Origin of the sequence: Streptomyces sp. NPDC046915, assembly GCF_040644935.1 — a bacterium.
In the GTDB taxonomy this organism is placed as follows: Bacteria; Actinomycetota; Actinomycetes; order Streptomycetales; family Streptomycetaceae; genus Streptomyces.
In genome coordinates, this window is sequence record NZ_JBEYXB010000003.1 from 16,398 (window position 1) to 38,023 (window position 21,626).

Annotated in this window: 21 protein-coding genes; 5 read left to right on the top strand and 16 right to left on the bottom strand. The window is 73.0% G+C overall.

Annotated elements, in window-relative coordinates; translation table 11 throughout:
* Positions 1–93: 93 nt before the first annotated feature.
* The 3 genes from ABZ915_RS08215 (at position 94) to ABZ915_RS08225 (ending at position 1,929) form a co-directional block, all read left to right on the top strand.
* Positions 94–1,065: a helix-turn-helix transcriptional regulator gene (locus ABZ915_RS08215; RefSeq protein ID WP_361797812.1), complete on the top strand. Its 972-nt coding sequence runs from the start codon at positions 94–96 to the stop codon at positions 1,063–1,065.
* Between the two features lie 94 nt (positions 1,066–1,159).
* Positions 1,160–1,627, top strand: coding sequence for a hypothetical protein (locus tag ABZ915_RS08220; protein ID WP_361797815.1), 468 nt, complete (start codon positions 1,160–1,162; stop codon positions 1,625–1,627).
* Positions 1,628–1,629: 2 nt separating this feature from the next.
* Positions 1,630–1,929 (top strand): transcriptional regulator, encoded by a 300-nt coding sequence (locus tag ABZ915_RS08225; RefSeq protein ID WP_361797818.1) that lies wholly within the window; start codon positions 1,630–1,632, stop codon positions 1,927–1,929.
* Positions 1,930–2,341: 412 nt separating this feature from the next.
* Here ABZ915_RS08225 and ABZ915_RS08230 read toward each other — a convergent pair whose 3' ends face one another.
* The 15 genes from ABZ915_RS08230 to ABZ915_RS08300 form a co-directional block, all read right to left on the bottom strand.
* Positions 2,342–4,912 carry an insulinase family protein gene (locus ABZ915_RS08230; RefSeq protein WP_361797821.1) on the bottom strand — a complete coding sequence of 857 codons (2,571 nt, stop codon included), beginning with the start codon at positions 4,910–4,912 and terminating at the stop codon, positions 2,342–2,344.
* A gap of 83 nt (positions 4,913–4,995) precedes the next feature.
* Positions 4,996–5,904: a hypothetical protein gene (locus ABZ915_RS08235; RefSeq protein WP_361797824.1), complete on the bottom strand. Its 909-nt coding sequence runs from the start codon at positions 5,902–5,904 to the stop codon at positions 4,996–4,998.
* A complete protein-coding gene (locus ABZ915_RS08240; RefSeq protein WP_361797826.1) occupies positions 5,901–6,620 on the bottom strand; it encodes a flavoprotein in 720 nt (239 codons plus the stop codon). Before ABZ915_RS08240 ends, ABZ915_RS08235 begins: the two co-directional genes overlap by 4 nt.
* On the bottom strand, positions 6,617–7,618 hold the full coding sequence (locus tag ABZ915_RS08245; protein WP_361799427.1) for an LLM class flavin-dependent oxidoreductase: 1,002 nt from the start codon (positions 7,616–7,618) through the stop codon (positions 6,617–6,619). Before ABZ915_RS08245 ends, ABZ915_RS08240 begins: the two co-directional genes overlap by 4 nt.
* A gap of 32 nt (positions 7,619–7,650) precedes the next feature.
* Positions 7,651–9,540 (bottom strand): ABC transporter ATP-binding protein, encoded by a 1,890-nt coding sequence (locus ABZ915_RS08250; RefSeq protein ID WP_361797829.1) that lies wholly within the window; start codon positions 9,538–9,540, stop codon positions 7,651–7,653.
* Between the two features lie 27 nt (positions 9,541–9,567).
* Positions 9,568–10,740 carry an ABC transporter permease gene (locus ABZ915_RS08255; RefSeq protein WP_361797832.1) on the bottom strand — a complete coding sequence of 391 codons (1,173 nt, stop codon included), beginning with the start codon at positions 10,738–10,740 and terminating at the stop codon, positions 9,568–9,570.
* Complete coding sequence (locus tag ABZ915_RS08260) at positions 10,737–11,627, bottom strand: ATP-binding cassette domain-containing protein (protein ID WP_361797835.1); 891 nt, start codon at positions 11,625–11,627, stop codon at positions 10,737–10,739. Before ABZ915_RS08260 ends, ABZ915_RS08255 begins: the two co-directional genes overlap by 4 nt.
* Entirely contained in the window at positions 11,621–12,634 is a 1,014-nt protein-coding gene (locus tag ABZ915_RS08265; protein ID WP_361797838.1) for a methyltransferase, read from the bottom strand. Before ABZ915_RS08265 ends, ABZ915_RS08260 begins: the two co-directional genes overlap by 7 nt.
* A 132-nt stretch (positions 12,635–12,766) precedes the next feature.
* On the bottom strand, positions 12,767–12,949 hold the full coding sequence (locus ABZ915_RS08270; RefSeq protein WP_266398935.1) for an LxmA leader domain family RiPP: 183 nt from the start codon (positions 12,947–12,949) through the stop codon (positions 12,767–12,769).
* Positions 12,950–13,021: 72 nt separating this feature from the next.
* Positions 13,022–13,216: an LxmA leader domain family RiPP gene (locus ABZ915_RS08275; RefSeq protein WP_073951094.1), complete on the bottom strand. Its 195-nt coding sequence runs from the start codon at positions 13,214–13,216 to the stop codon at positions 13,022–13,024.
* Between the two features lie 61 nt (positions 13,217–13,277).
* A complete protein-coding gene (locus ABZ915_RS08280; protein ID WP_239766125.1) occupies positions 13,278–13,460 on the bottom strand; it encodes an LxmA leader domain family RiPP in 183 nt (60 codons plus the stop codon).
* A 62-nt stretch (positions 13,461–13,522) separates the two neighbouring features.
* A complete protein-coding gene (locus ABZ915_RS08285) occupies positions 13,523–13,717 on the bottom strand; it encodes an LxmA leader domain family RiPP (RefSeq protein ID WP_361797843.1) in 195 nt (64 codons plus the stop codon).
* 251 nt (positions 13,718–13,968) lie between these two features.
* Entirely contained in the window at positions 13,969–15,024 is a 1,056-nt protein-coding gene (locus ABZ915_RS08290) for a T3SS effector HopA1 family protein (protein ID WP_361797846.1), read from the bottom strand.
* The gene (gene lxmK / locus ABZ915_RS08295; protein WP_361797849.1) at positions 15,021–16,169 is read right to left on the bottom strand and encodes a class V lanthionine synthetase subunit LxmK; all 1,149 of its coding nucleotides are present in this window, start codon (positions 16,167–16,169) and stop codon (positions 15,021–15,023) included. The genes ABZ915_RS08290 and lxmK overlap by 4 nt, the downstream gene beginning before the upstream one ends.
* A gap of 50 nt (positions 16,170–16,219) precedes the next feature.
* Positions 16,220–16,468 (bottom strand): hypothetical protein, encoded by a 249-nt coding sequence (locus tag ABZ915_RS08300; RefSeq protein ID WP_361797852.1) that lies wholly within the window; start codon positions 16,466–16,468, stop codon positions 16,220–16,222.
* A 173-nt stretch (positions 16,469–16,641) separates the two neighbouring features.
* On the opposite strand from ABZ915_RS08300, the gene ABZ915_RS08305 reads away from it, so the two are divergent.
* Both ABZ915_RS08305 and ABZ915_RS08310 read left to right on the top strand, forming a co-directional pair.
* Positions 16,642–17,652, top strand: a complete 1,011-nt coding sequence (locus tag ABZ915_RS08305) for an ATP-binding cassette domain-containing protein (protein WP_361797855.1) — start codon at positions 16,642–16,644, stop codon at positions 17,650–17,652.
* The gene (locus ABZ915_RS08310) at positions 17,649–18,443 is read left to right on the top strand and encodes an ABC transporter permease (RefSeq protein ID WP_361797858.1); all 795 of its coding nucleotides are present in this window, start codon (positions 17,649–17,651) and stop codon (positions 18,441–18,443) included. Before ABZ915_RS08305 ends, ABZ915_RS08310 begins: the two co-directional genes overlap by 4 nt.
* On the opposite strand, the gene ABZ915_RS08315 is transcribed toward ABZ915_RS08310, so the two are convergent.
* Positions 18,421–21,567, bottom strand: a complete 3,147-nt coding sequence (locus ABZ915_RS08315) for a BTAD domain-containing putative transcriptional regulator (RefSeq protein WP_361797861.1) — start codon at positions 21,565–21,567, stop codon at positions 18,421–18,423. The two genes, ABZ915_RS08310 and ABZ915_RS08315, sit on opposite strands and share 23 nt — an antisense overlap.
* Positions 21,568–21,626: the final 59 nt, after the last annotated feature.

Here is a 21,626-nt window from a genome sequence, read left to right on the forward strand (position 1 = left end):
CACCAACCATCGCGGCTGCCGCCACCCCTCCGACCAAGGGCGCCCGGCAGCTGAGAAGCGAGGCACGGGGGTGCTGAATTGACCATTGCGGACATGTCCGTACTCGGGCTCTCGGAGCTGGAGGAACGGCTCTACCGTCACTTCCTCAGAAATCCCGGCACGACGGCCGACAACGTCCACCCGCGACTGGACGCTCCGCTCCCGGAGGTCGAGTCGGCACTGGAGAGGCTGAGCGCACTGGCCGTCCTGGCGGAGGGCGCCGACGGCAGATACCTCCCCGCCCCACCCGAACTGGTCGTGGACAGCCTGACCGACATACGGCTGAGAGAACTGCACGACGAGATGAGGGCGGTGACGCAGGCCCGGCATCTGATCACCTCCTTCCGCAGCGAACAGGACCGCGCACCGGCCGCGGCACCGGTCGTGGAGAAGATCGACAACCTCGACACCATCCGCAGCAAGATCGACGCCCTCGCCTTCTTCGCCCGCGAGGAGATCCTTTCCGCCGAGCCGTACACCGCGCTCACCCCCGAGAACATCCAGCACGCCCGGCCACTGGACCTGCGCTGCATCAGAAGAGGCGTACGGATCCGGAGCGTCGTCCTGAGAGCGGCCCTGGACGACCCGCTCACCGTCGGCTATCTGCACGAACTGGCCTCACTGGGCGCGGAGATCCGCGTGGTGGACGAACTCTCCGCGCGCATCCTCGTCTACGACCGCCGTACGGCACTGACACCGGTCGACCCGGCCGACAGTTCGCGCGGGGCGCTGCTGGCGCAGGAGGCCGGGCTCGTCGCCAACTTCGTGGCGCTCTTCGAGAAGATCTGGGCCGGCGGCGTGGAGCTGGCGGCCTTCTCCGCGGAACCCGACGCGGATCGGCTGCCCTCGGTGGAGCAGTGCGTCCTGGAGGCCATGTGCCAGGGCACGAAGGACGAGATCGGGGCGCGGGACCTGGGTGTCTCGGTCCGGACGTACCGCCGTTACGTCGCCAACATCCTCCAGATCCTGGAAGCGGCGAGCCGCCCGCAGGCGGCGCTGCTCGCGCGTGAGCGGGGGTGGATCTGAGTCCTGGCGGATGGCTCCGGAGCCGCCCAACTCCCTTTTCGTCACCGGCGTTCGGGGACTTGCCATGTTGGAAAGTCGAGGTAGACTTTCCAACATGGAAAACATCGTTCCCGAAGATCCTGCCGACGCCCGCGCGGCCCTCGCCGGCGCGGACACCGCCCGTGCCGCCCTCGCCGACCGCGCCACCGCCCCCTGGTGGTACCACGCCGGTCTCGGCCTGGGTGTGGGTCTCGTCTTCGCCTCGATCGACCTCGGCGGCAGCCTGGTGCCCACCGGTGTGGTCGTCGGCGGGATCCTCCTCCCGGCGGCGCTCACGCTGAGCGTGGCCCGCTCCCGGGGTGTTTCCGTCAACCGCTCCGTGTCCGCGCCCGGCACCCGCGGGCTCAACGGCCTGTTCCTGATCGCGCTCATCGTCTTCGGCGGCATCGGCCTGACCCTCAAGCTGGCCATGGACCTGCCGGGCGCCATGTCGGTCGCCGGTCTCCTGGCACTGGCCCTCACCGTCTACGTCAGCAGGCGCAACGACGAGGCGCTGCGCCGCGACCTGCTGCGCCGGTCCTGACCATGTCCGGTCTCGACGAGGTCATCCACCCGGCCCACCGGCTCCAGATCTGCGCCATGCTCGCGGCCGTCGAGTCCATGGAGTTCTCCGTGATCCGCGACGCCCTCGGGGTCAGCGACTCCGTTCTGAGCAAGCAGATGAAGGTCCTCCAGACGGCCGGCTACGCGACCGTCACCAAGGCCCCCATGAACTCCCGCACCCACACCTGGCTCGCCCTCACCGACACGGGCCGCGAGGCCCTCACGGGCCACCTGGCGGAACTGCGCCGCATCGCGGCACTTGCGGACCCGGCGAAGCGGTAGCGCCCCTCCGCACCAGAACGGCCCCGGTGTACTCCTCGGCGGTACACCGGGGCGCGGCGCGTGGCGGGCCCGGAGCACCGGCGCGGCGGACGCGCGGGCGGGCGAGCGTGGCCGGTTCGGCGCAGCAATACGGCGAATTCACGGCCGGGCACGGCGGATTGGACGCAGCAACGCGGCGAACGCGCGGCCGGCCACGCCGGACCCTGAGCACCGACGCGGCGAACGAGACGCCGGGCACGGCGGATTCGGCGCAGCAACGCGGCGAACTCACGGCCGGGCACGGCGCACCCTGAGCGCCGACGCGGCAAACAAGCCGACGGGCACGGCGGATTCGGCGCAGCGACGCGGCGAACGAGCCGACGGGCACGGACGGTTCGGCGCCGGGGAGGGCGCGAAGTGGCCGGAGCGGCCGTCAGCCGTGGCCCGCGGGCGTCGGTACCAGTTCCCTCGCGCGGTCCGCGGCCAGGTTGCCGAAGAGCACCGTGTCCATCTCGGCGGCGGCGAAGAGCTCCGCGCCCGCACGTGCGACCTCGTGGGCGGGGACCTCGCGCAGGAGCCGGGGGAGGCGGGGCAGCCAGTGGGGGTCGCGGCCCGCGGCGGTGAGCTGGCGGAGCAGGTCGGCCTGGCCGGCCGGGGAGTCGAAGGCTCCGAGGGCCTGGGCCGCGCAGAACTCCCGCGCCGCCGCCACCTCCGCCTCGCCGAACGGTTCCACCCCCGCTCGGCGCAGTTCCTCGCGGATCCCGGCGAGCGTCTCGTCGGCCAGGTGCGGTGCCACGCGTGCCCGCACGAAGACCCGGGGGATCTCCAGCGCGACGTCCCGTCCGGAGTACGCCTCGTAGCCCGCGCCGGTCACCCGGCGGAGGCGTGCGGCCAGCCGGGACCCGAAGTAGCCGCCGAACGCGGCCGTGGCCAGGTAACGGGCCGCCTCGGTGGTCTCGGCGTCCCCGCTTCCGGCCGGCGGCTCGGGTGCGCACAGGGTGAGGTGCAGTGCGGGCTCGGACGGGGCGCGCAGCACCAGCAGCCCGCCGCCCAGGGGGTGTTGCCGGTCGGTCTCCGCCGGACGAGGGGGCACGGACGGCCTGCCGGAGAGTGCGTCCCGCGCCAGCGAGGCCGCCCGCTCCGGGTCCACGTCGCCGAGCAGGACCAGGACGCCGCCCCGCCGCTCCCACGGGCGGGCCTCCCCCGCGGCGGCGTCCGCGAGCCAGTGACGGCGTACCGCGTCGTCCATCAGGCGCTGCGGCGTCGGGCGGGCGAGCCTGTGGCCGTCCGGCAGCGCGGGGAACGGCTCGTGCGGCGCGGTGAGTTCGGCCAGGACGGCCAGCCAGACGGCCAGTTCCCGTGGCGGCACGGCCCCCGTGACGTCCAGCCACTGCCCGTCCGTGCCCGCACTCAGACTGCCGCCCAGGGCCGCCGCGCGGTCCACCGCCCGGGTGCGGGCCAGCGCCCGGCGCAGCAGCGCTTCCGCGCCGGCCGGCTCGCGCCAGCCGTACGGTCCCAGCGGCAGCCGCAGCCGTACCTCCACGGACGGGGCCCGGTGATCGGCGAGCGCGACCACGCGCAGCCCGTCGTCCAGCGTCGTCGCGCACAGCGGAGCCGGCTCGGGCACGAAGGGGGGTCCGTACGGCGGCAGCGGCCGAGGCTCCGGCATGTCCTCGGCCGGAGAACTCCCGCCCGCCGCACGGCGCTCGGTGTCCCCGTCGGCGAAGGACACCTCCGGCCGGGTACGCCCCGGCCCGGGGCGGAGCACCAGCCCCGTCACCGGGCCCTGCGCCAACTCCTTCGCGGCGTGCGCCACTTCGGCCGGGCCGATGGCGGCGAGGTGTTCCGGCAGCAGGTCGAGGAGGTCGGCGCGTCCGAAGAGGATCTCCAGTCGTCCCAGGGCGCGGCACCGCGTCTGGAGGTCGCCGTGGTCACGGTGGTGCTCGGCCGTCATCAGCCGTACGGTCCGCCGCACCGCCTCCGCCGGGGGCCGCTCGGCCCAGTCGGACCACCGTCGGGTGATCGCGGCCGCCGCCTGCTTCGGGTCGGCGTCGTGCGGCAGCAGGGCCGTGACCATGAGGGCGTCGGGGTCCTTGGCGTCCAGGGGGCCGAAGAAGCCGCAGCTCGTGCTGACCGGGGACAGGCCGGGTGCGGGCGGGCCCTGCTCGGCGGTGAGTCGCGCCAGTACGGCGTGGGCCAGGTAGGCCGGGAGGTCCGCCGCCGGGTCGGGCAGCCGGTGGCCGGTCGCCAGCGCGGTCGCCGTGATGCCCGGCTCGCTGCACTCCACCCAGCGCTCCTCGGTGGGGCGGGGCTCGGTGAGCACGGGACCGGGCGCGAGCGGGCGGGGCGGGATGCCGGCGAAGTGCCGCTCGACCAGGGCGCGGGTGGCCTCGGGATCGGCCGCGCCCACGACGGTCAGGACGGCGTTGCCGGGCACGTAGTGCGCCGCGAAGAACTCCGCGCAGTCCGCGACCGTGGTGGTACGCAGCCGGTCGGCGTCGCCGTAGCCGTCGTGCGCGTTGGCGAAGGTCCGGAACAGCGCGCCGGGCATCAGCGGCCAGGGGAACCCGCCGTACGGTCTGGCGTGCACCGCCTGGTGGATCTCCTGTGCCACGCCGTCCAGTTGCTCCGCCAGCGCCGTCTCGGTGAACAGCGGGGCGCGCATCCGGTCGGCCTCCGCGAACAGGGCCCGCTCCAGTGCCTGGGCGGGCACCACCTGGTAGTAGTCGGTGTAGTCCTGGTGCGTGGTGCCGTTGGCCCGGGCGCCGAAGCGGTGCACATGGTCGTAGTAGCGCCCGTCGGGGAGGCTCGCGCTGCCCCGGAACATCAGGTGCTCGAAGAGGTGGGCGAACCCCTCGCGGCCGGGCGGTTCGGACCGGAACCCGGTGCCGTGGTGCACCGCGACCGCCACCCTCGGCTGCGGGAACCGGCAGTCCAGGATCACCCGCAGCCCGTTCGGCAGGGTGAACCTGTGCAGCCGGGGCTGCGGACCGTTGGCGCGCATGACGAACATCTCCCGTTGGTGGTCGCGGAGTCGGGGCCGGCTCGGGCCGGTCAAAGGTCGATCAGAGGCCGGTCAGAGGTCGATCAGAGGTCGATCAGGAACATCAGGAACGTGGCGTAGTGGTCGAACCCGGCGGTGTGCCAGCCGACGTACGCGGCGATGTCGTGGACGTGCAGCAGGATGCGCAGTGCCGCCACGCGGTTCCACTGGGCGCCGAGGTCCCGGCCGTACCCCTCGAAGAACACCTCCAGGAGGAGTTGCCACTCCTGCTGGTCCCCGCCCAACTGCCATTTCAGTTCGACCAGTTCGCCCAGCACCCAGCCCAGGTCGAAGTACCAGGGGGCCACCGCCAGGTCCTCGCCCGTCAGCAGGGCGGCCGGATCGACGGCGTCCCCGACAACCAGCGAGCCGAGGCCGGGAGCGCCGTGCACCAGCGTCACGTCGGTGTCCTCGGTGACCTGGCGGCACCAGTCGGTGGCCTTGGACCAGCGCTCGGGGCCCAGTCGGCCCCGCAGTTGGGAGCCGACGTAGGCGGCACGGGCGGCCGGGGCCCGGCCCGCCAGCCAGGTGTCGAGCCGGATCAGGCCGCGGGGCGGGCCGAGCCGCTGCGCCGACGGCGGCGGGCCGTCCGCGTGCAGCCGGTTCAGCGTCCGGCCGAGCCCGCGCAGCGGCTCCCGCAGCTGTGGCCGAGGGCCTGCGGACAGCAGCCGGTTGGCGACCGACTCGCCGCCCGCGACCGTGTACCGGCGGCTCGTCGCGTCGCCCTGGCCCACGGCCGGCCGGACGGCGCCGTCACGGCCGGCGGCCGTCAGCCGGTCGCCGAGCCCGCCGACCGGCCGGAACCCGGTGGGCGCCAGCCGGCCGCAGGTCCGGGTCCATTCGTGGCCGCCCGAGGTCAACGGCCGCACGGTGGTGCGCAGCAGATCGGTGCCGTACTCCACCACGCCCTCGGGTACCGCCGGGGCCGCCGGGATCGCTTCCAGGCCGCTCATGCGCGGGCCAGATCTGCGGCGAACTCGGCCGGTGTGGCGGGCGGTTCACGATCGGGGGCGCCGGCCTCCAGCTCGGCACGGCGGTGTTCCAGCATGCCGATGACCTCCGGCAACAGGGGCGGCACCCAGGCGTCGGCGCGACCGGTGGTCAGGCTGAGGCCGGGATGGGGCGGGGCGAGGACGATGTTGGGGCGGGTGGCCAGCGCGGCCCAGTGCGCCTGGAAGGCGGCGCTCTCCAGGCCGCCCGGCGGCAGGGCCGGGGCGACCGCCACGGGGGCCCGGGTGCAGTGGCAGGCGAGCAGCGCGGGCGAGTCGGCCAGGCCCAGCGCCAGCCGGGCGGTGAAGTGGAACGTCGCGGGATAGACGACGACCCCCTGGGCCCATTCGGCCAGTTCGACGTGGCGGGCCGTCGCCTCGTCCTCGGGCCACTCGTCGAGCAGCACCTCGCCCCGCCGGTGCAGCCGCCCCGCCAGCGCCTGCCGGGTGACGAACCGCTGGGCGGTGCGGGTGAGGACGAGCTTGATCTCCAGCCCGGGGTAGGACAGGCGCAGCCAGTCGGTCCAGTACGGCATGCCGGTCGCGAAGGCGGAACCGGCGGTGACGACCAGCAGCCGCTCGATGTCCAGGGCGGGCGCCTGCGCGTCCGGTACGGGGGTTCCGGGTACGGAGGTTCCCGGTACGGGGATCCCCGGTACCGGTGAGCCGTGCTCCGTCATGACGTCACCTCCGCGAGGATCGCCTCCAGCTCGCGCAGCGCGCTCTGGCCGCCGTACGTGCCGTGCACCCCGGTCACGTTCAGCACGATCTCGTCGACGCCGGCCTCGTGGAACGTCCGCAGCTCCTCGGCGAGGACCTTGGGTTCCCCGTACAGGAAGGCCCGTCCCTCGACCAGGGCCGCGGCACCGGCGGCCGGGGCGTCGCTGTCGGTCTCGATGCCGGAGCGGCGCAGCATGTCGACGTAGTGCGGCAGCCGGAGATGGCCGATGTTGCTCGCCAGGGCCAGCGCGGCCGGGTCCCGGTCCGGGCCCGCCAGGGCGACCGGCACGATGGACACCAGGCGGGGCACCGGACGCCCCGCGGCGTCCGCGCCCTCGCGCAGGGCGGGGACGATCGTGTCCCGCAGGTAGGCGGCGGGCGTCAGCCAGGTGATGGCGGTGTCGGCGACCTCGCCGGCCAGCCGGGCCATGGCCGGGCGGAGCACGCCGAGCCCCACCTCGATGGGCGGCCGCGGGACGGGGAGCAGCCGTCCGTGGCAGGTGAAGTACGTGCCGTCCTGCTCCACCGCCTCGCCGTCGAGCAGACCCCGTACGGCCGTGAGGTACTCACGCGACGCGGTGAGCGGGCTGCGGTACGGGGCCCCGTACATGCTGCGCTGGAGCACCGCCGCGCCCGGCCCGAAACCCGCCACCACGGGGTGTCCGGTCGCCGCGGCCACCGACTGGGCCTGGAGCGCGGCCTCGTAGGGGTGCGTGAACGGCATGAGGGTCACGCCGAGTCCGACCGGCACCCGGAAACCGGACGCGGCGGCGTAGGCGAAGGCCTGGTGCGGCTGGTTGAGCATGGCCTGGCCCTGCCACAGCCGGTGTGCGCCGCTCCACTGGGTGAGCGCGGCGTAGGGCAGGATCTGCTCGGGCCGCGGCGGCGCGAAGGGCATGAGGATGGAGTACGTGGGTTTCGTGTGGTTGCTCACGGGACGGCTCCTGGCCGGTGTCATCACCGGTGTCGTGACCGGCGTCATGACCGGTGTCATCGGGACGAAGTGCTGAGGACCTGGCCGCTCACCAGGTCGGCGTAGTCGGGGCAGCGGTCGAGGAGATCGAGGTGGGTGCCCTGGTCCACCACCCGGCCGGCGTCGAGCACGATCACGTGGTCGGCGTGCTGGACGGTGGAGATGCGGTGGGCGACCACCAGGACCGCGCGGTCGGCGGCCAGTTCGTCGACGACGTCCCTCAGCTTCTGCTCGTTGACGGAGTCCAGATGGGAGGACGGCTCGTCGAGCAGCACCAGCCGCGCCTCGGCCAGCAGGGCGCGGGCCAGCGCGAGCCGCTGACGCTGGCCTCCGGAGAGGTCGACCGCCCCGCCCAGGACCGTGTCGAGGCCCTGCGGCAGCTGCCGTATCTCCCCTGCCAGGCCGACCCGGTCCAGGGCGGCCATCAGGATCGCGTCGTCGGCCGCTGATTCCTCGTGCCCGAGCAGCAGGTTCTCCCGGACGGTGGCCTGGAGCAGGGTGCAGGGCTGGTCGACGTACGCGATCCGGGACCGCAGTTCGGCGAGCGGCCAGTCCGGCAGGGCGCGCCCGAGGACCTCGATGCGGCCCTCGTCCGGCTCCATGAACCCCTCGATCAGACCGAGCGCGGTCGTCTTGCCCGACCCCGAGAGCCCGACCATCGCGGTCAGCCCGCTCGCCGGGACGGTCAGGCCGGCGTCCCGCAGGACCGGGCGCCCGTCGTCGTACCGGAAGCCGACGTGCTCGAAACGGACGGCGGCGGGGGCGAGTGCCTCGTGCGCGGGGTCCGGCGTCGCGCCGGGAGCCGGATCCGTACGCCCCGAGGTCTCGGTCGGCAGGGCGAACAGCTCCTCGAACCGCTTCCGCGCCACCAGCCCGGTCTGGAGTCCGCTCACTCCCGACGCGGCCATGATCAGCGGTGCGGTGAGCTGGAGCAGGTACAGCAGGAAGGAGACGAAGTCGGCCAGGGCGAGCTGCCCGTCGAGCATCCGGCTGCCGCCGCCGATGACCACGCTGACCAGGGCGACCTGCTGGCCGAGATTGATGATCGGGACCATCAGGGACTCCATCCGGGCCGCCCTGGTCTCCAGCTCGGCGACCTGGCGGGCACGGTCGGCGAGGCGGTCGCCGACGGCCTTCTCGGCGCGGTGCGCCTTGATGATGGTCAGCGCGCCGAGCGCGGCGACGAACTGCTGCGCGAGCGCCCCGACCTCCCCCTGGACGGCCGCGTACGTGCGGCGCAGCCCCTTGACGACCAGCGTGATGAGGCCGACGGCGATCAGGAAGGCCAGCAACGTGATCAGCAACAGGACCCAGTCGAGCAGGCCCATGATCACCAGGGTGCCGAGCACCGTGACCCCGGCCATCGGCAGCTGGATCGGGCCGATGTCGATGAGGTTCTTGATCATGGCCGCGTCGGCCGTCGTACGGGACACCAGATTGCCGGGGCCCTCGCGTCGTGCGTCGCTCAGCCGCAGCTCCAGGGCGTGCCGCATGGTGCGTACGCGCAGTCCGAGGATCAGCCGCTGGCCCATCCGGCCGAGCAGGTACGCGGCCAGCGCCCCGGCGGCGGCCGAGCCGAAGCCGGCGCCCACCATCGCCAGGACCCACCACGTGGGGTTGTCCCCGCGCTGGATGACGGCCAGCAGCCGGCCCACCACCATGGGCAGGGCCAGCGTCGCGCCGGTGGAGACCAGCGCGAGCACGGCGATGACGCCGACCTGGACGCCTCTGCCCCGGGTCAGTTCGCGCAGGACGCGCAGCCGCGCCGGTTCCCCGCCCCGCGCGGCGGCTGCCGCGTGCGGGCCGGGCGCCGCGTGCGGGCCGGGCGCCTCGGTGTGCGCGGCCGCTTCAGACCGCTGCGGCCTCGCGGTGTTCGTCGCCTCGTCGGCGTTCAGTACGTTCGCCATGTCCGGCTTCCCCTCCTCGACCAGCCCTCAGTGCGCCGCACCGCGCAGCGCGTCCCCGACCTTGACGATGCCGCCGTACCTGAGCAGGCCGCCGCGGTAGACGCGGGCGCCCACCCGGACCAGCACGGCGATCGCCAGCAGCATCAGTGCGCAGGCCGCCCCGATCTGCCACCACGGCACCGGGCCGGCGGCCATACGCATCGGCATCGCCGCCCAGGACAGGCCGGGCACCATCGAGACGACGGTCAGCGCAGGGTCGTCCGGGCCGCCGCGCACCGCGAGGGCGGGTCCGGCCAGGCTCAGCATCTGGAGCATGTTCACCGGCCCGATGACGTGGTTGACGTCCTCCTGGCGCGAGACCAGCGCGCCCGCCACCGCGTACAGGGTGACGAACAGGACGTAGCCCGGTACGAACCACAGCAGCAGGTTGGCGGCGGTACCGATGGCGCCCAGCGGGGCATCCAGCGCGCCGAAGCCGATCGCCGCGGACAGCACCGCGGTCATCATCAGCAGGATCTGCGCCAGCGCGGCGGCCCCCAGGCCGACGATCTTGCCGGCCAGCAGATGCCAGGCCCGCACCTTGGCCAGGAGCACCTCGACGATGCGGCTGGACTTCTCCTCCGCGACACCCTGGGCGATGCCCAGACCGGAGATCAGCATCAGGATGAACAGCAGGAACACGCCGAGCCCCGCGGTCATCGTCCGCTCCTGGACCTCGCCCGCGTCCGCGTCGAGGGCGCTGACCCGCAGCACCGGCGGCGCCAGTGCCCGCGCGGTCTCGTCCGGTCCCGCGCCGAGTTCCTTCAACCGCTCGACCTGACCGGCCGTCTGCTCGGCCTGCCGGATCGTGCGGCCCAGGTCGGCGGGCAGGTTGCGGAGCACCAGCACCTCGCCGCCGGGCAGTACCGCGGCGTCCACCGTCCCGTCGCGCACGGCCCGGCGGGCGGCGCCCGCGTCGCCGTACTCCTTCACGGCGGTCTCGGGCCGCAGCGCCGCCGCGACCGGGGTCCGCGCGCCGACGACCCCCACCTCGGGGGCGTCCCCGCCGTCGCCCTCGAGCACGCCGGTCAGGGCGAAGGAGAGGCACATCATCGCGGTGGTCACGATCACCGACGCCCAGAAGGCCTTGCTGCGCAGCTGCCGGGTGACCTCGCGGGAGGCGACGATCCTGATCAGTTCCAGATCCGTACGGCGGTTCATGCCTCCACCGCCTCCCGGAAGATGTCGCCCAGGCCGGCCTCCTGCCGGCCGAAGTACTGCACCCGCCCCACGGTCTGCGCCTCGGCCAGCACGTCGTAGGCCCGCCGGTCGGACTCCAGTTCCAGGGTGGTGACGCCGTTCTTCTCGGCCAGCACCCGCGCACCGCTCAGGCCGCGCGCCCACTGCGGGGGCACGTCCCGCACCGTGATGCGCAACCGGCCGGGACCGGCGGCGCCGCGCAGCTCGTCCACCGTGCCCTCGGCGACCAGGCGGCCGCCGCGCAGGATGCCGACCCGGTCGCACAGCCGCTCCACCAGGTCCAGCTGGTGGCTGGAGAAGACCACCGGCACACCGTCGCGGGCGCGCTGGAGCAGTACGTCCGCCATGGCGTCCACGGCCACCGGGTCGAGCCCGGAGAACGGCTCGTCGAGGACGAGGACGGACGGATCGTGGATCAGGGCCGCGATCAGCTGGACCTTCTGCTGATTGCCGAGGGACAGCTTCTCCAGGGGATCCTTGGGACCGCCCACCACGCCGAGCCGGTCGATCCACTCGGCTGCCCGCTGCCCGGCCTCCCGGGGCCGGAGCCCGCTCAGCCGCCCGAAGTAGGCGAGTTGGTCCAGGGGAGTCATCTTGGCGTAGAGGCCCCGCTCCTCCGGCATGTAGCCGAAGCGCCTGCGGGAGTGGGCGTCCACCTCGTCGCCGTCGAAGCGCACGGTGCCCGAGTCCGCGGCGAGCACGCCGAGGGCGATGCGCATCGCGGTGGTCTTGCCGGCGCCGTTCGCGCCGCAGAACCCGAAGAGTTCACCGGGCCGCACGTCGAAGCTCAGCGCGTCGAGGACGCGCCGGCCGCCGAAACTCTTGCTGACGGCGTCGAAACTCAGCACGGCGAGAACTCCAGGATCGACCGTACGGGGGTCGCCGGGCCCTCCCACGTCAGGCGCAGGCCCGCCGCCGCACCGAGCGTCCTCAGCTGCTCGACGGTGCGCACCGGGGCGGGCATCGTGGCACGCAGCCACAGCTCCAGGGCCGCCGACTCGGGTATCCCGCGCGGCACTTGCAGGTTCACCTCGGCGACCAGGACCTTGCCGGACGGGCCGGCCGCTTCGGCGCAGCGCCGCAGAACGGCCGTGGCCTGCTCGTCGGCCCAGTCGGCGAGGACCGCGGACAGCAGGTACACGTCGGCGCCCGCGGGCAGTGGTTCGAAGAAGCTGCCCACCACCGCTTCGGCCCGGTCCGCCAGCCCGGCGGCGGCGAACCGGCCGCCGGCCACCTCGGCGGCGTTCTTGAGGTCGAGCAACGTGCCGTGCAGATGGGGCTGTTGGCGCAGCAGTTCCATGAGGACGGCACCGCTGTGGCCGCCGACGTCGACGACCCGCCGGATCCGGCTCCAGTCATAGCTGTCGAAGATGAGTTCGGCGCCCCAGCCGGGCTGCGGCGTGGACTCGCTCTGCTCCAGCGCCTCGACGAAGGCGGGGTCCTCGTTGACGCTCTCCCAGTAGCCGGCACCGAAGACGCCGGTGTGGGCGGGCTCTCCGGTACGCAGCGTGTGCAGGATGTTGACGAGCGCCAGATCGGCCCGGCCGTAGAGACCGTCGGCCGTCAAGTGCCCGCGCAGGCTTTCCGGGTGGTCCTCCCGCAGCCGGTCGCCGAGCTCGGTGACGGCGTAGGTGCCGTCGTCGTCCCGGCTCAGCACGCCCTTCACCGCGAGGTGGCGCAGCAGGAGGTCCAGCAGGTCCGCCCGGGTGCCGGTGAGTGCGGCGAGCTTCGCCACGTCACCGCTCCCGGCGCCCAGACGGTCCGCGATGCGAAGGGTGGCCGCGGCACGAATCGCGGCGGGTGTCAGGAGGTCCGCCATCTCCAGCAGATCTCCGTGGTCCGGTTGCTGCGCCATCGGTCGGTTCCCATCTGGTAGCGCGGGCGAACAAAGTCGAAGGAAGAGGGTGGAAGAAGGGGGTGAAGACCGCCGGGCGGCCGACCGCGCGGGTAGCGGGACCTCTGCGGTCGGCCGACCGGCTCGCCGTGATCAGCAGCCGCCGGCGATCGTCCTGGCCGAGAACTGGCTGGCGACGAAGCTGGCGGTGGCGCTGGCGAGGCAGGCGGGCGAGGTGGCGGGCGCCTCGGCGGCGGCCGTCACGTTCAGCTCACGCGCGTCGCTGTAGGCCTCGTAACCGGCCATCAGCTCCATGATCGCGGTGGTCTTCTCCATGGGATTTCCCTTCTTCGTGCTCTCCTTGCGGAGCGCTGCCGGCGGTCGCCGGCAGGTTCGAGGGGCGGTGGGTCAGCAGGTGAGCTCGTAGGTGGCACCGCTGACCGCGCTCGCCGAGGCGGCGCACCAGCTGGAGCTGGCGACGCTGGCCGCGCAGACCGGGGTGGTGGCCGGGGCGTCGGCCGCCGCCGTGATGTTCAGCTCGTCGACGTCCGCGTAGGCGTCGTAGTTCGAAACGAGCTCCATGATCGCCATGGACTTGTCCATAGTTGTCTCCCTTTCCGGGTAACTGGGGTTGTTCTTCTGGGAAAACAGAGGGTTCCCGGACTCAGCAGCCGCCGGCGATCGTCTTGGCCGAGAACTGGCTGGCCACGAAGCTGGCCGTGGCGCTGGCGAGGCACGCGGGCGAGGTGGCGGGCGCCTCGGCGGCGGCCGTCACGTTCAGCTCACGCGCGTCGCTGTAGGCCTCGTAACCGGCCATCAGCTCCATGATCGCGGTGGTCTTCTCCATGGGGACTCCCTCTCCTTGCGGTGACTACCGGCGGTCGCCGGCAGGCTCGAGGGGGCGGTCGGTCAGCAGGTGAGCTCGTAGGTGGCACCGCTGACCGCGCTCGCCGAGGCGGCGCACCAGCTGGAGCTGGCGACACTGACCGCGCAGACCGGGGTGGTGGCCGGGGCGTCGGCCGCCGCCGTGATGTTCAGCTCGTCGACGTCCGCGTAGGCGTCGTAGTTCGAAACGAGCTCCATGATCGCCATGGACTTGTCCATAGTTGTCTCCCTGTCGGGTTTCGGTGATCGGTTTTTCGTGCCGTTCCAGTGAGGCGCACGGAATTTCAGACGGCCTTCACGGACCGGTACGAGGCTTTTCGGACGGGCACCGTGCTTTTTGGGCAGGCGCATTCCAGGCAGGTGCTTTCAGGCGGGCGCATTCCAGGAAGGTGCATTCCAGGAAGGCGATTTTCAGTCAGGCGCCTTTCGAGCCGGCGCCCTCCAAGCCGTTGCCTGTCAAGCCGGTGCCTTCAGGCAGGCACGAGGCCGGAATCCCGCGGGCTGTCGAGCACCGCCGGAAATTCGGGGGAGGCGCTGTTGCGCGCCGGGAGGGCGGGGTCGATGCCCGCCTCGGTGAAGCGGGTGACGACGGCCTCTTCCAGGCGGGCCCGGTCGGTCGCGCCGTCGAGCAGGGCACGGGCCAGGGCGGTGGCCCGGTGCTGGCCGAAGCTGAGGCCGGACATACCGGGGCGGTCGTCCTCGGGTTCCCAGGCGATGGCGACACCGGGCGCGACCGGCTCGGCGAAGACGGATGTCTCCTGCCCGATGCCCGGTGTCCCGCGCAGTGCCTCGGCGAGTTCGGGCACCCGCTGCCACGACTCCTGGCTCAGATAGACCACCAGGGCGTCACGGCGGGGATACAGGGCCTTGGCGGAGAGGATCTTCGAGCGGTACGCGATCCCCCGCTGCTCCAGGTGGCCCAGTACCCGCGCCCAGACCGGGGCCGCGTCCTGCCAGCGCGTGATGTGGATGTACACGCGCAGGAGTTCACGCTGCGGGCTGCGCGGCAGCGAGCCGTCCACCACGAAGAAGCCGGGTGACAGCGCGGGCCGGCGTGCGGGCACGTCGAGCGTCACGACCTGGCCCGCGGTGAGCGGGCCGTCCTCCTGCACGGCCGAGACCGGAACCCACACCCGCACCCCGTCCCGCTCGACCAGCGCGCGCTCCCGCGAGCCCTCGTCGGCGTCGGACGGGGGGATGTGCACCCGGGCGCGGGCGGTGCTGCGCTCGTGCGGTACCGCCGCGCCGAGCACGCGTTCGAAGGGCTCGTCGCGCAGCCGGAAGGACAGCGCGCCCTTCTCCACGTACTGCCCCGCGTGCAGGATGTCGTACAGCGCCTCGGCCAGCAGCCTGCGCATCTCGCGTGGGCTGTCCGCCTCGACCTCGCGGTCGTCCACCCGCGCGCGGGTGCCGTCGGGTGCGACGGTCACCCGCCCAAGGGCGTCCCTCAGCCGTGGTGCCGGGGTCAGCGGTGGTGCCGGGGCCAGCCGTGGTGCCGGCGCCGTGTGTGCAAGGTCCCCGCTCACGCGGCCTCCTCATGTGCTTCGAAGGGGTCCTCCGCTGCCACGGGGTCCTCGAACCCGAGCGTGGTCACGAACCTCTCCGGCGTGATCAGTGCCGCCCGGCCGATGCCGGCCGCGGCCCGCTCGATGCCGGAGAGCCTGGACGTCCGGGACGCGCCGGCCATCAGCCGGTCCAGCAGATGCCAGCCGGCGTAGGCGGTGGCCCGCGTGGCGAGTCCGGCGTCCATGCCGGGGCGGACCTGCCGGTAGCCGCGCCAGAAGGCGCGCACCAGCGGCAGCAGGCGCTGCATCTTCTCCACGCCCCGGCTGAGCACCGCCTCGTGGGTCAGCTCGATGTCCTGGAAGACCGAGTCACCGCGGGTGGTGACGATGTCGAGGACCGAGCGGTGCAGCCACTCGCCGGCGAACGCGCCGACGTCACGGGCCGGGTCCGCCAGCCGGAACTCCTCCCAGTCGGTCACCAGGAAGTCGTCCCCGGTCACCAGGAACTGATCGACGCGCAGATCGCAGTGGGACGGCACCTTGGGAGCCTCCTTCTCCCGCTCCCGCAGCTCCCCGACAGCCCTGACGAGCGCCTCGTCGGTCTGCATCAACCGCCAGCCCTGTAGTTCCGCGAAGCTCAGCGACTCGAACACCGGCAGCGGCAGCCCTTGCAGGAAACCCAGCGGGGGATGCGTGGGCAAGGACCGGTCGAACTCCCCGAGCCCGGCGACCGGCGCCTCGTGCAGCAGCCCGATCGCCTGGCCGATGTTCTCCGCGAGGCCCGCGTCGAACGTCTCGTCGATCATCAACTCGGCACCGCTGCGCGCGCCTTCGACACAGTCGTACGCCACCAGCGCCGCCGCCTCGTCCGCGCCGAGGAACGCCGGTCCGCGCAGCGCCGCCGTCGGCAGCCCTTCGGCGAACCGCTCGAAGGACAGCAGCCGGCGCATCCGGGAACGGACATCGGATTCGGGCCCGAGCAGATGCTTGACGAAGATGTTCCGTCCGCTGGTAGTAGCGCCCACCCAGGAGTCGTTCCGCCCGACCGGCGCCGTCAGGGAGTCCCGTACGAACGGGCCCGTCCCCAGTTCGACGAGGAGTGCGTCCACCGACGGGACCTCGTCCAGATCTCGCGGCTTGAACGTCGCCGCACTGTTGTTCCCCACAAGCCCTCGCTGAGTTCGGAGAGTCGGCATTCGGAGACTCGGCCAGCCGGTCACTGCCAGCCGTTGACGCGGCTGGGGAGCGGGAGAATGCTCCCCTCGAGCTCGGACACCAGCCCGGTGACGGCCTCCGAGATCCGCTCGCCGACCGTCGCGGCGGAATGCGCCGCGGGAGTGTCCTGTTCAGCCGCGAATGCGTTTCCGGAGAGCATCGGTGCCCCGGTGATCACGAGCGCCACGCCGGCCGTCACACCGATTCGGGCGATGGAAGCCGAAACGATCGAATGGAAATTCCTGCTCACGGTTCCCCCTCAATTTCCCTCTGCCCATGACTTTGTCAGCATGCGTGTGCGCGTTCCACAGAGATCGCTGGCAGGTTGGTGCAGGCGCGGTCAGCTTGCTGCCGTGCCCCCGGGCAACCGCGTGAAACCGCGCTGAAACCACGCTGAACCGCCTCGGCCGCAAGCTCTGCGGCATGACGACGGACCACGAACTCGCGATCGCGGCCACCGGGCTGCGCAAGTCCTACGGGGACAAGACCGTCCTCGACGGCATCGACATCCATGTGCCCGCCGGCACGGTCTTCTCCCTCCTGGGGCCGAACGGCGCGGGCAAGACCACGGCGGTCAACATCCTGTCCACCCTGATCTCCGCCGACGGCGGACAGGCGCGGATCGCCGGGCACGACCTCACCGCCGAGGCCCAGGCGGTACGGGCCGCCATCGGGGTCACCGGCCAGTTCTCCGCGGTGGACGGCCTGATCACCGGCGAGGAGAACATGCTCCTCATGACGGACCTGCACCACCTCTCCAAGCGCGAGGGCCGGCAGGTCACCGCCGAGCTGCTGGCGCGCTTCGACCTCACCGAGGCCGCGAAGAAGCCCGCCTCCACCTACTCCGGCGGCATGAAGCGCCGCCTCGACATCGCCATGACCCTGGTCGGCGACCCGCGGATCATCTTCCTCGACGAGCCGACCACCGGCCTCGACCCGCGCTCCCGCCACACCATGTGGCAGATCATCCGCGAACTGGTCTCCGGCGGTACGACCGTCTTCCTCACCACCCAGTACCTGGACGAGGCCGACCAGCTCGCCGACCGCATCGCGGTGCTCAACGGCGGCAGGCTCGTCGCCGAGGGCAGTGCCGAGGAGCTCAAGCGGCTCGTCCCCGGCGGCCACGTACGGCTGCGCTTCTCCGACCCGGTCGCCTACGAACAGGCGGCCACCGCGCTGCGCGAGACGACGCGGGACGACGCGGCACTCGCCCTCCAGATCCCCAGCGACGGAAGCCAGCGCGAGCTGCGCGCCATCCTCGACTGGCTCGACACCGCCGGCATCGAGGCCGACGAGCTGTCCGTGCACACCCCGGACCTGGACGACGTGTTCTTCGCACTGACCGGTACTTCCGAGCCCACCTCCGCCCCAGCCACCGCCACCCGCGCCGCCGCCACCGCCGCCGCCGCCGCCGACAAGGAGACCGCCCGATGAGCGCCCCCGCCCACGCCTTCCGTGACAACCTCACGATGCTGCGGCGCAGCCTCCTGCACGCCCGCCGCTACCCCTCCCTCACCCTGAACCTGCTGCTCACCCCGGTGATGATGCTCCTGCTCTTCGTCTACGTCTTCGGCGACGTGATGAGCGCGGGCATGGCCGGCGGCCATGCGGACCGCTCCGAGTACGTCGCCTACATCGTCCCCGGCATCCTCCTCATGACCGTGGGCATGACCTCGCTGGGCACCGCCGTGTCCGTGGCCACCGACATGACCGAGGGCATCATCGCCCGGTTCCGCACCATGGCGATCTCCCGCGCCTCCGTGCTGACCGGCCATGTGATCGGCACCGTGATCCAGACGATGCTGGCCCTGGCGCTGATCCTGGGCATCGGGGTGGCGATGGGTTTCCGGCCCGACGCCACGCCGCTGGAGTGGCTCGCGGCGGCCGGCCTGATGGCCCTGGTCAGCCTCGCCCTGACCTGGATCGCGGTCGGTATCGGCCTGGTGAGCCCGAACGCCGAGGGGGCCAGCAACCTCGGCATGCCGCTGACGATGCTGCCGCTGCTGTCCAGCGCGTTCGTGCCGGTGGACGCCATGCCGGGCGGGTTCCGCTGGTTCGCCGAGTACCAGCCCTTCTCGCCGGCCATCGAGACCCTGCGCGGGCTGCTGCTGGGCAGCGAGATCGGCACGAAGAACGCGCTGCTGGCGGTCGGCTGGTGCCTGGGGCTGACCGTGCTGGGCTACCTGTGGTCCAAGGCGCAGTTCAACCGCGAGCCGCGGCGGTGAGTTCGCGCAGGGCCGCGGCCCGCAGCTCCTCCTGCCCCAGGGTGGCGTACGCCGATCTCGCCTCGGCGTAGGCCGCCCTGTCGGCGTTCTCGGCCGCCGGCCGGGACCGCGCCGAGGACAGGGTGGGGAGGTCCCGCATCACCGGCATCCGCTCCGCCAGCGCCATCAGCCGTACCGCCGCCGTGTCGCCGCGCGCCAGCCCGGCGAAGCCGAGCGCCAGCAGGACCGTGCCGTACACCGGCAGTTCCGGCAGATCCCCGGCACCGGGGGCGCCGGACAGCATCCCGAGCAGCCGTTCCCGCAGGCGCTCGGCCAGGTGGGCCACGGGCTCCAGCCGGCCGTGCTGCGCGTGCGCGGCGAGCGCGGCCGCCTGCACCTGAAGCGACCAGGACTCCAGGAAGGGATCGCCGGCCACCAGCAGGCTGCCCTGCCGTATCCCCTCCGCCGCCTGTCGCCACAGGCCGAGGCCGACCTCGGTCAGCCCCCGGGCCAGGGCGATCTCCGCCCGGGACTGGAGCAGTTCGGGGGTGAAGGCCTGGGGGGACTCCGGCTGCCGGTCCGGGGCGGCGAGGCCCAGCCAGTACTCCGCCTCGTCGACGTCCCCGCGCTGCAGACAGGCGGACACCAGCCCGTAGCGGACGCCGATCGCGTCCGACCAGTCACCGACCTCACCGAGCGCGTCCGCGGCCCGCAGATGGTCGTACGCCTCCGCGCCGCGTTCCGTCTTGAGGCACAGCTCGCTGATCCGCCCATGGCTGAGCAGCATCATGAACGGATTGCCGAGCGGCTCCACCGCGGTGAGCATCCGGCGGGCGCATGCGAGCGCGCGCTCCGTCTCGTACGCGGATTCCCACACGTAGCTGGCGACGGCCGCCGCGATGCCCGCCAGCATGGGTTCATCGGTGTCGCACAACTCCTGGAGCCGCGCGTACCGCGGCGGGTGTATGTCCGGGACGGCACCCAGCACGACGGCCAGGGCCCGCAGCACGCTGTCCGGCGCGGCGGGCGGCAGGCGGCGCAGGGTGACGAGCTGGCGCACGGCGTGCGGGCCGTGGCCCATGAAGAGCCCGGCCGCGCACACCACCGCCGCGCTGCGAGCCGCCTCCAGGTCCTCGGGGTCCTCCGGTCCCGGGCGGAAATGGGACAGCGGCCCGCCGGTCTCGGCGGCGAGGGAGGTGAGCCGTGCGTAGTTGTTGCCGGCGGACCACACGCAGCCCAGCGCGGCGGTGACGGCGGCGATGGCCGGCGCGTCCGTACGGGCCAGGGCGTGCCGCAGCGCCAGGACGAGGTTGTCCTGCTCGGCACGGACGCGGCCGAAGGAGGCCAGCGCGTCGCCGCCGAACAGCGCGTCGTGGTGCGCCCGGCCGAAGTCCCGGGCCCAGGAGAGGAACCGGCCGGTCACCGCCTCGTCCTCGCCCGCCTCCGCACGCCGGGCGGCGCTGAACTCCCTCAGTGTCTCCAGCATGTGGAAGCGCACCCCGGACGGGCTGTCACCCACCTTGATCAGGGACTGACCGGCCAGCTGCTCCAGCAGGTCCAGCGCGCCCCCGGTCTCGCCGAGCACGTACTCCGCCGCGTCCTCGGTGAAGCCCCCGGGGAAGACCGACAGTGCGCGCAGCGCCGCCTGACCGTCGCCCTCCAGCAGGTTCCAGCTCCACTCGACCACGGCTTGCAGGGTGCGATGCCGCTCGGGGGCGTCCCTGGCGCCGCCGCGCAGCAGCACGAAACGGTCCCGCAGCCGGCGCGAGATGTCGGCCACGGAGAGCACCCGCACCCGGACCGCGGCGAGTTCCACGGCCAGCGGCAGCCCGTCCAGGTGACGGCAGACCTCGGCCACGTGGTCGGCGGGCAGCTCCACTCCGGGCCGGGCCGCCCGCGCCCGCTGTTCGAAGAGCTCGACGGAAGTGGCCAGGGACAGCTCCGGCAGCGCGTACACGGACTCCGAGGTCAGCCCCAGTGGTGCCCGGCTGGTCGCCAGCACCCGCAGCTCCTTCGACCGCGACACCAGCGCCTGTACGAGACCGGCCGCACCGGCGAGCACATGCTCGCAGTTGTCCAGCACCAACAGGGCGGGGCCGGGACCCAGCGCGGTGACGATGCCGCTCACCGCGTCCCCGCCGGGGGCGAACTGCCGGCCTTCCCCGGTGCCGACCGCCGAGGCCACTTCGCCGGCCACGTCGTCGTCGGCGGTGACACCGGCCAGGGTGACGAAGTGCACCAGGCGCTGCTCGACCGCCCGGCTCACCGCGTGGGAGAGCCGTGTCTTGCCCAGCCCGCCGGGGCCGGTGACGGTGACCACCCGCACGTCGCGCAGCAGCCCGGCGACGGCGGCGACATCGGCGGCCCGCCCGAGCAGGGGGTTCGGCTCGTGCGGCACGCCGTGGCGGACGGGCGGTGTGTCCGCGTGCAGCAGTTCCTGGTACACGGACCTGAGCCGGGGCCCCGGATCCGTGCCCAGCTCGTCGCGCAGCCCGCGTCGATAGGCGTCGTACCGGGTCAGCGCCGCGGCCCGGCCCACGGTGGCCGCCTCGCAGCCCAGCAGCTCCGCCAGCACCTCCTCGTCGCGCGGCAGTTCGCGGGCCAGCCCGGCCAGCGGCGCCGCGGCCTCCTCCTTCCGGCCCAGCCGGGCCAGCGCGAGCGCCCGGGACCGGACCAGCGAACGGAACACCCGGACCCGGTCGGCACGCAGCGCCATCACCGGATCGTGCCGCTCCTCGCCCTCCCCGGCACCCAGGCTGCCGTCCCACAGCGCCAGCCCCTGCTCGGCCCGCGCGAGGGCCCCCTCGTGGTCCCCCGCCCGCGCGCGCTCGGCGCTCGCGGTCTCGTGCGACAGCAGCACCGAGCTGTCGACCTGCGCCTCGTCGAGCGCGAGCCGGTACCCCGTAGGTGTGCTCTCGATCAGTCCGGCACCCACCTGTGCCCGGAGCCGCGACACCAGCACCTGCACCGCTTTGCCCGGCCGCTCCGGCAGTTCATCCGGCCACAGCCCCTCCACCAGCCGGCCCGTGCTGCACCCGGTCCGCAGATCCCCGGCGAGCAGCGCCAACAGCCCACGCAGCCGCGGCGCCGTGATCTCCCGTCCACGGCAGGCGACTTGGGACAGCAGCGTCAACTCGGTCGTCACGCCCTGAAGACTAGCCAGCAGCTCCACCGAAGCAGAAAGCCCAGCTCAGAAAGTCTCCG

What these genes read in the sequence shown, in the direction of transcription:
- ABZ915_RS08280 (WP_239766125.1), bottom strand. Translation starts at nt 13,460, where the DNA reads ATGGAGAAGACCACCGCGATCATGGAGCTGATGGCCGGTTACGAGGCC.
- ABZ915_RS08270 (WP_266398935.1), bottom strand. Translation starts at nt 12,949, where the DNA reads ATGGAGAAGACCACCGCGATCATGGAGCTGATGGCCGGTTACGAGGCC.
- ABZ915_RS08240 (WP_361797826.1), bottom strand. Translation starts at nt 6,620, where the DNA reads ATGACGGAGCACGGCTCACCGGTACCGGGGATCCCCGTACCGGGAACC.
- ABZ915_RS08285 (WP_361797843.1), bottom strand. Translation starts at nt 13,717, where the DNA reads ATGGACAAGTCCATGGCGATCATGGAGCTCGTTTCGAACTACGACGCC.
- ABZ915_RS08235 (WP_361797824.1), bottom strand. Translation starts at nt 5,904, where the DNA reads ATGAGCGGCCTGGAAGCGATCCCGGCGGCCCCGGCGGTACCCGAGGGC.
- ABZ915_RS08230 (WP_361797821.1), bottom strand. Translation starts at nt 4,912, where the DNA reads ATGCGCGCCAACGGTCCGCAGCCCCGGCTGCACAGGTTCACCCTGCCG.
- ABZ915_RS08215 (WP_361797812.1), top strand. Translation starts at nt 94, where the DNA reads ATGTCCGTACTCGGGCTCTCGGAGCTGGAGGAACGGCTCTACCGTCAC.
- ABZ915_RS08265 (WP_361797838.1), bottom strand. Translation starts at nt 12,634, where the DNA reads ATGGCGCAGCAACCGGACCACGGAGATCTGCTGGAGATGGCGGACCTC.
- ABZ915_RS08275 (WP_073951094.1), bottom strand. Translation starts at nt 13,216, where the DNA reads ATGGACAAGTCCATGGCGATCATGGAGCTCGTTTCGAACTACGACGCC.
- ABZ915_RS08250 (WP_361797829.1), bottom strand. Translation starts at nt 9,540, where the DNA reads ATGGCGAACGTACTGAACGCCGACGAGGCGACGAACACCGCGAGGCCG.
- ABZ915_RS08310 (WP_361797858.1), top strand. Translation starts at nt 17,649, where the DNA reads ATGAGCGCCCCCGCCCACGCCTTCCGTGACAACCTCACGATGCTGCGG.
- ABZ915_RS08255 (WP_361797832.1), bottom strand. Translation starts at nt 10,740, where the DNA reads ATGAACCGCCGTACGGATCTGGAACTGATCAGGATCGTCGCCTCCCGC.
- ABZ915_RS08225 (WP_361797818.1), top strand. Translation starts at nt 1,630, where the DNA reads ATGTCCGGTCTCGACGAGGTCATCCACCCGGCCCACCGGCTCCAGATC.
- ABZ915_RS08220 (WP_361797815.1), top strand. Translation starts at nt 1,160, where the DNA reads ATGGAAAACATCGTTCCCGAAGATCCTGCCGACGCCCGCGCGGCCCTC.
- ABZ915_RS08305 (WP_361797855.1), top strand. Translation starts at nt 16,642, where the DNA reads ATGACGACGGACCACGAACTCGCGATCGCGGCCACCGGGCTGCGCAAG.
- ABZ915_RS08245 (WP_361799427.1), bottom strand. Translation starts at nt 7,618, where the DNA reads ATGACACCGGCCAGGAGCCGTCCCGTGAGCAACCACACGAAACCCACG.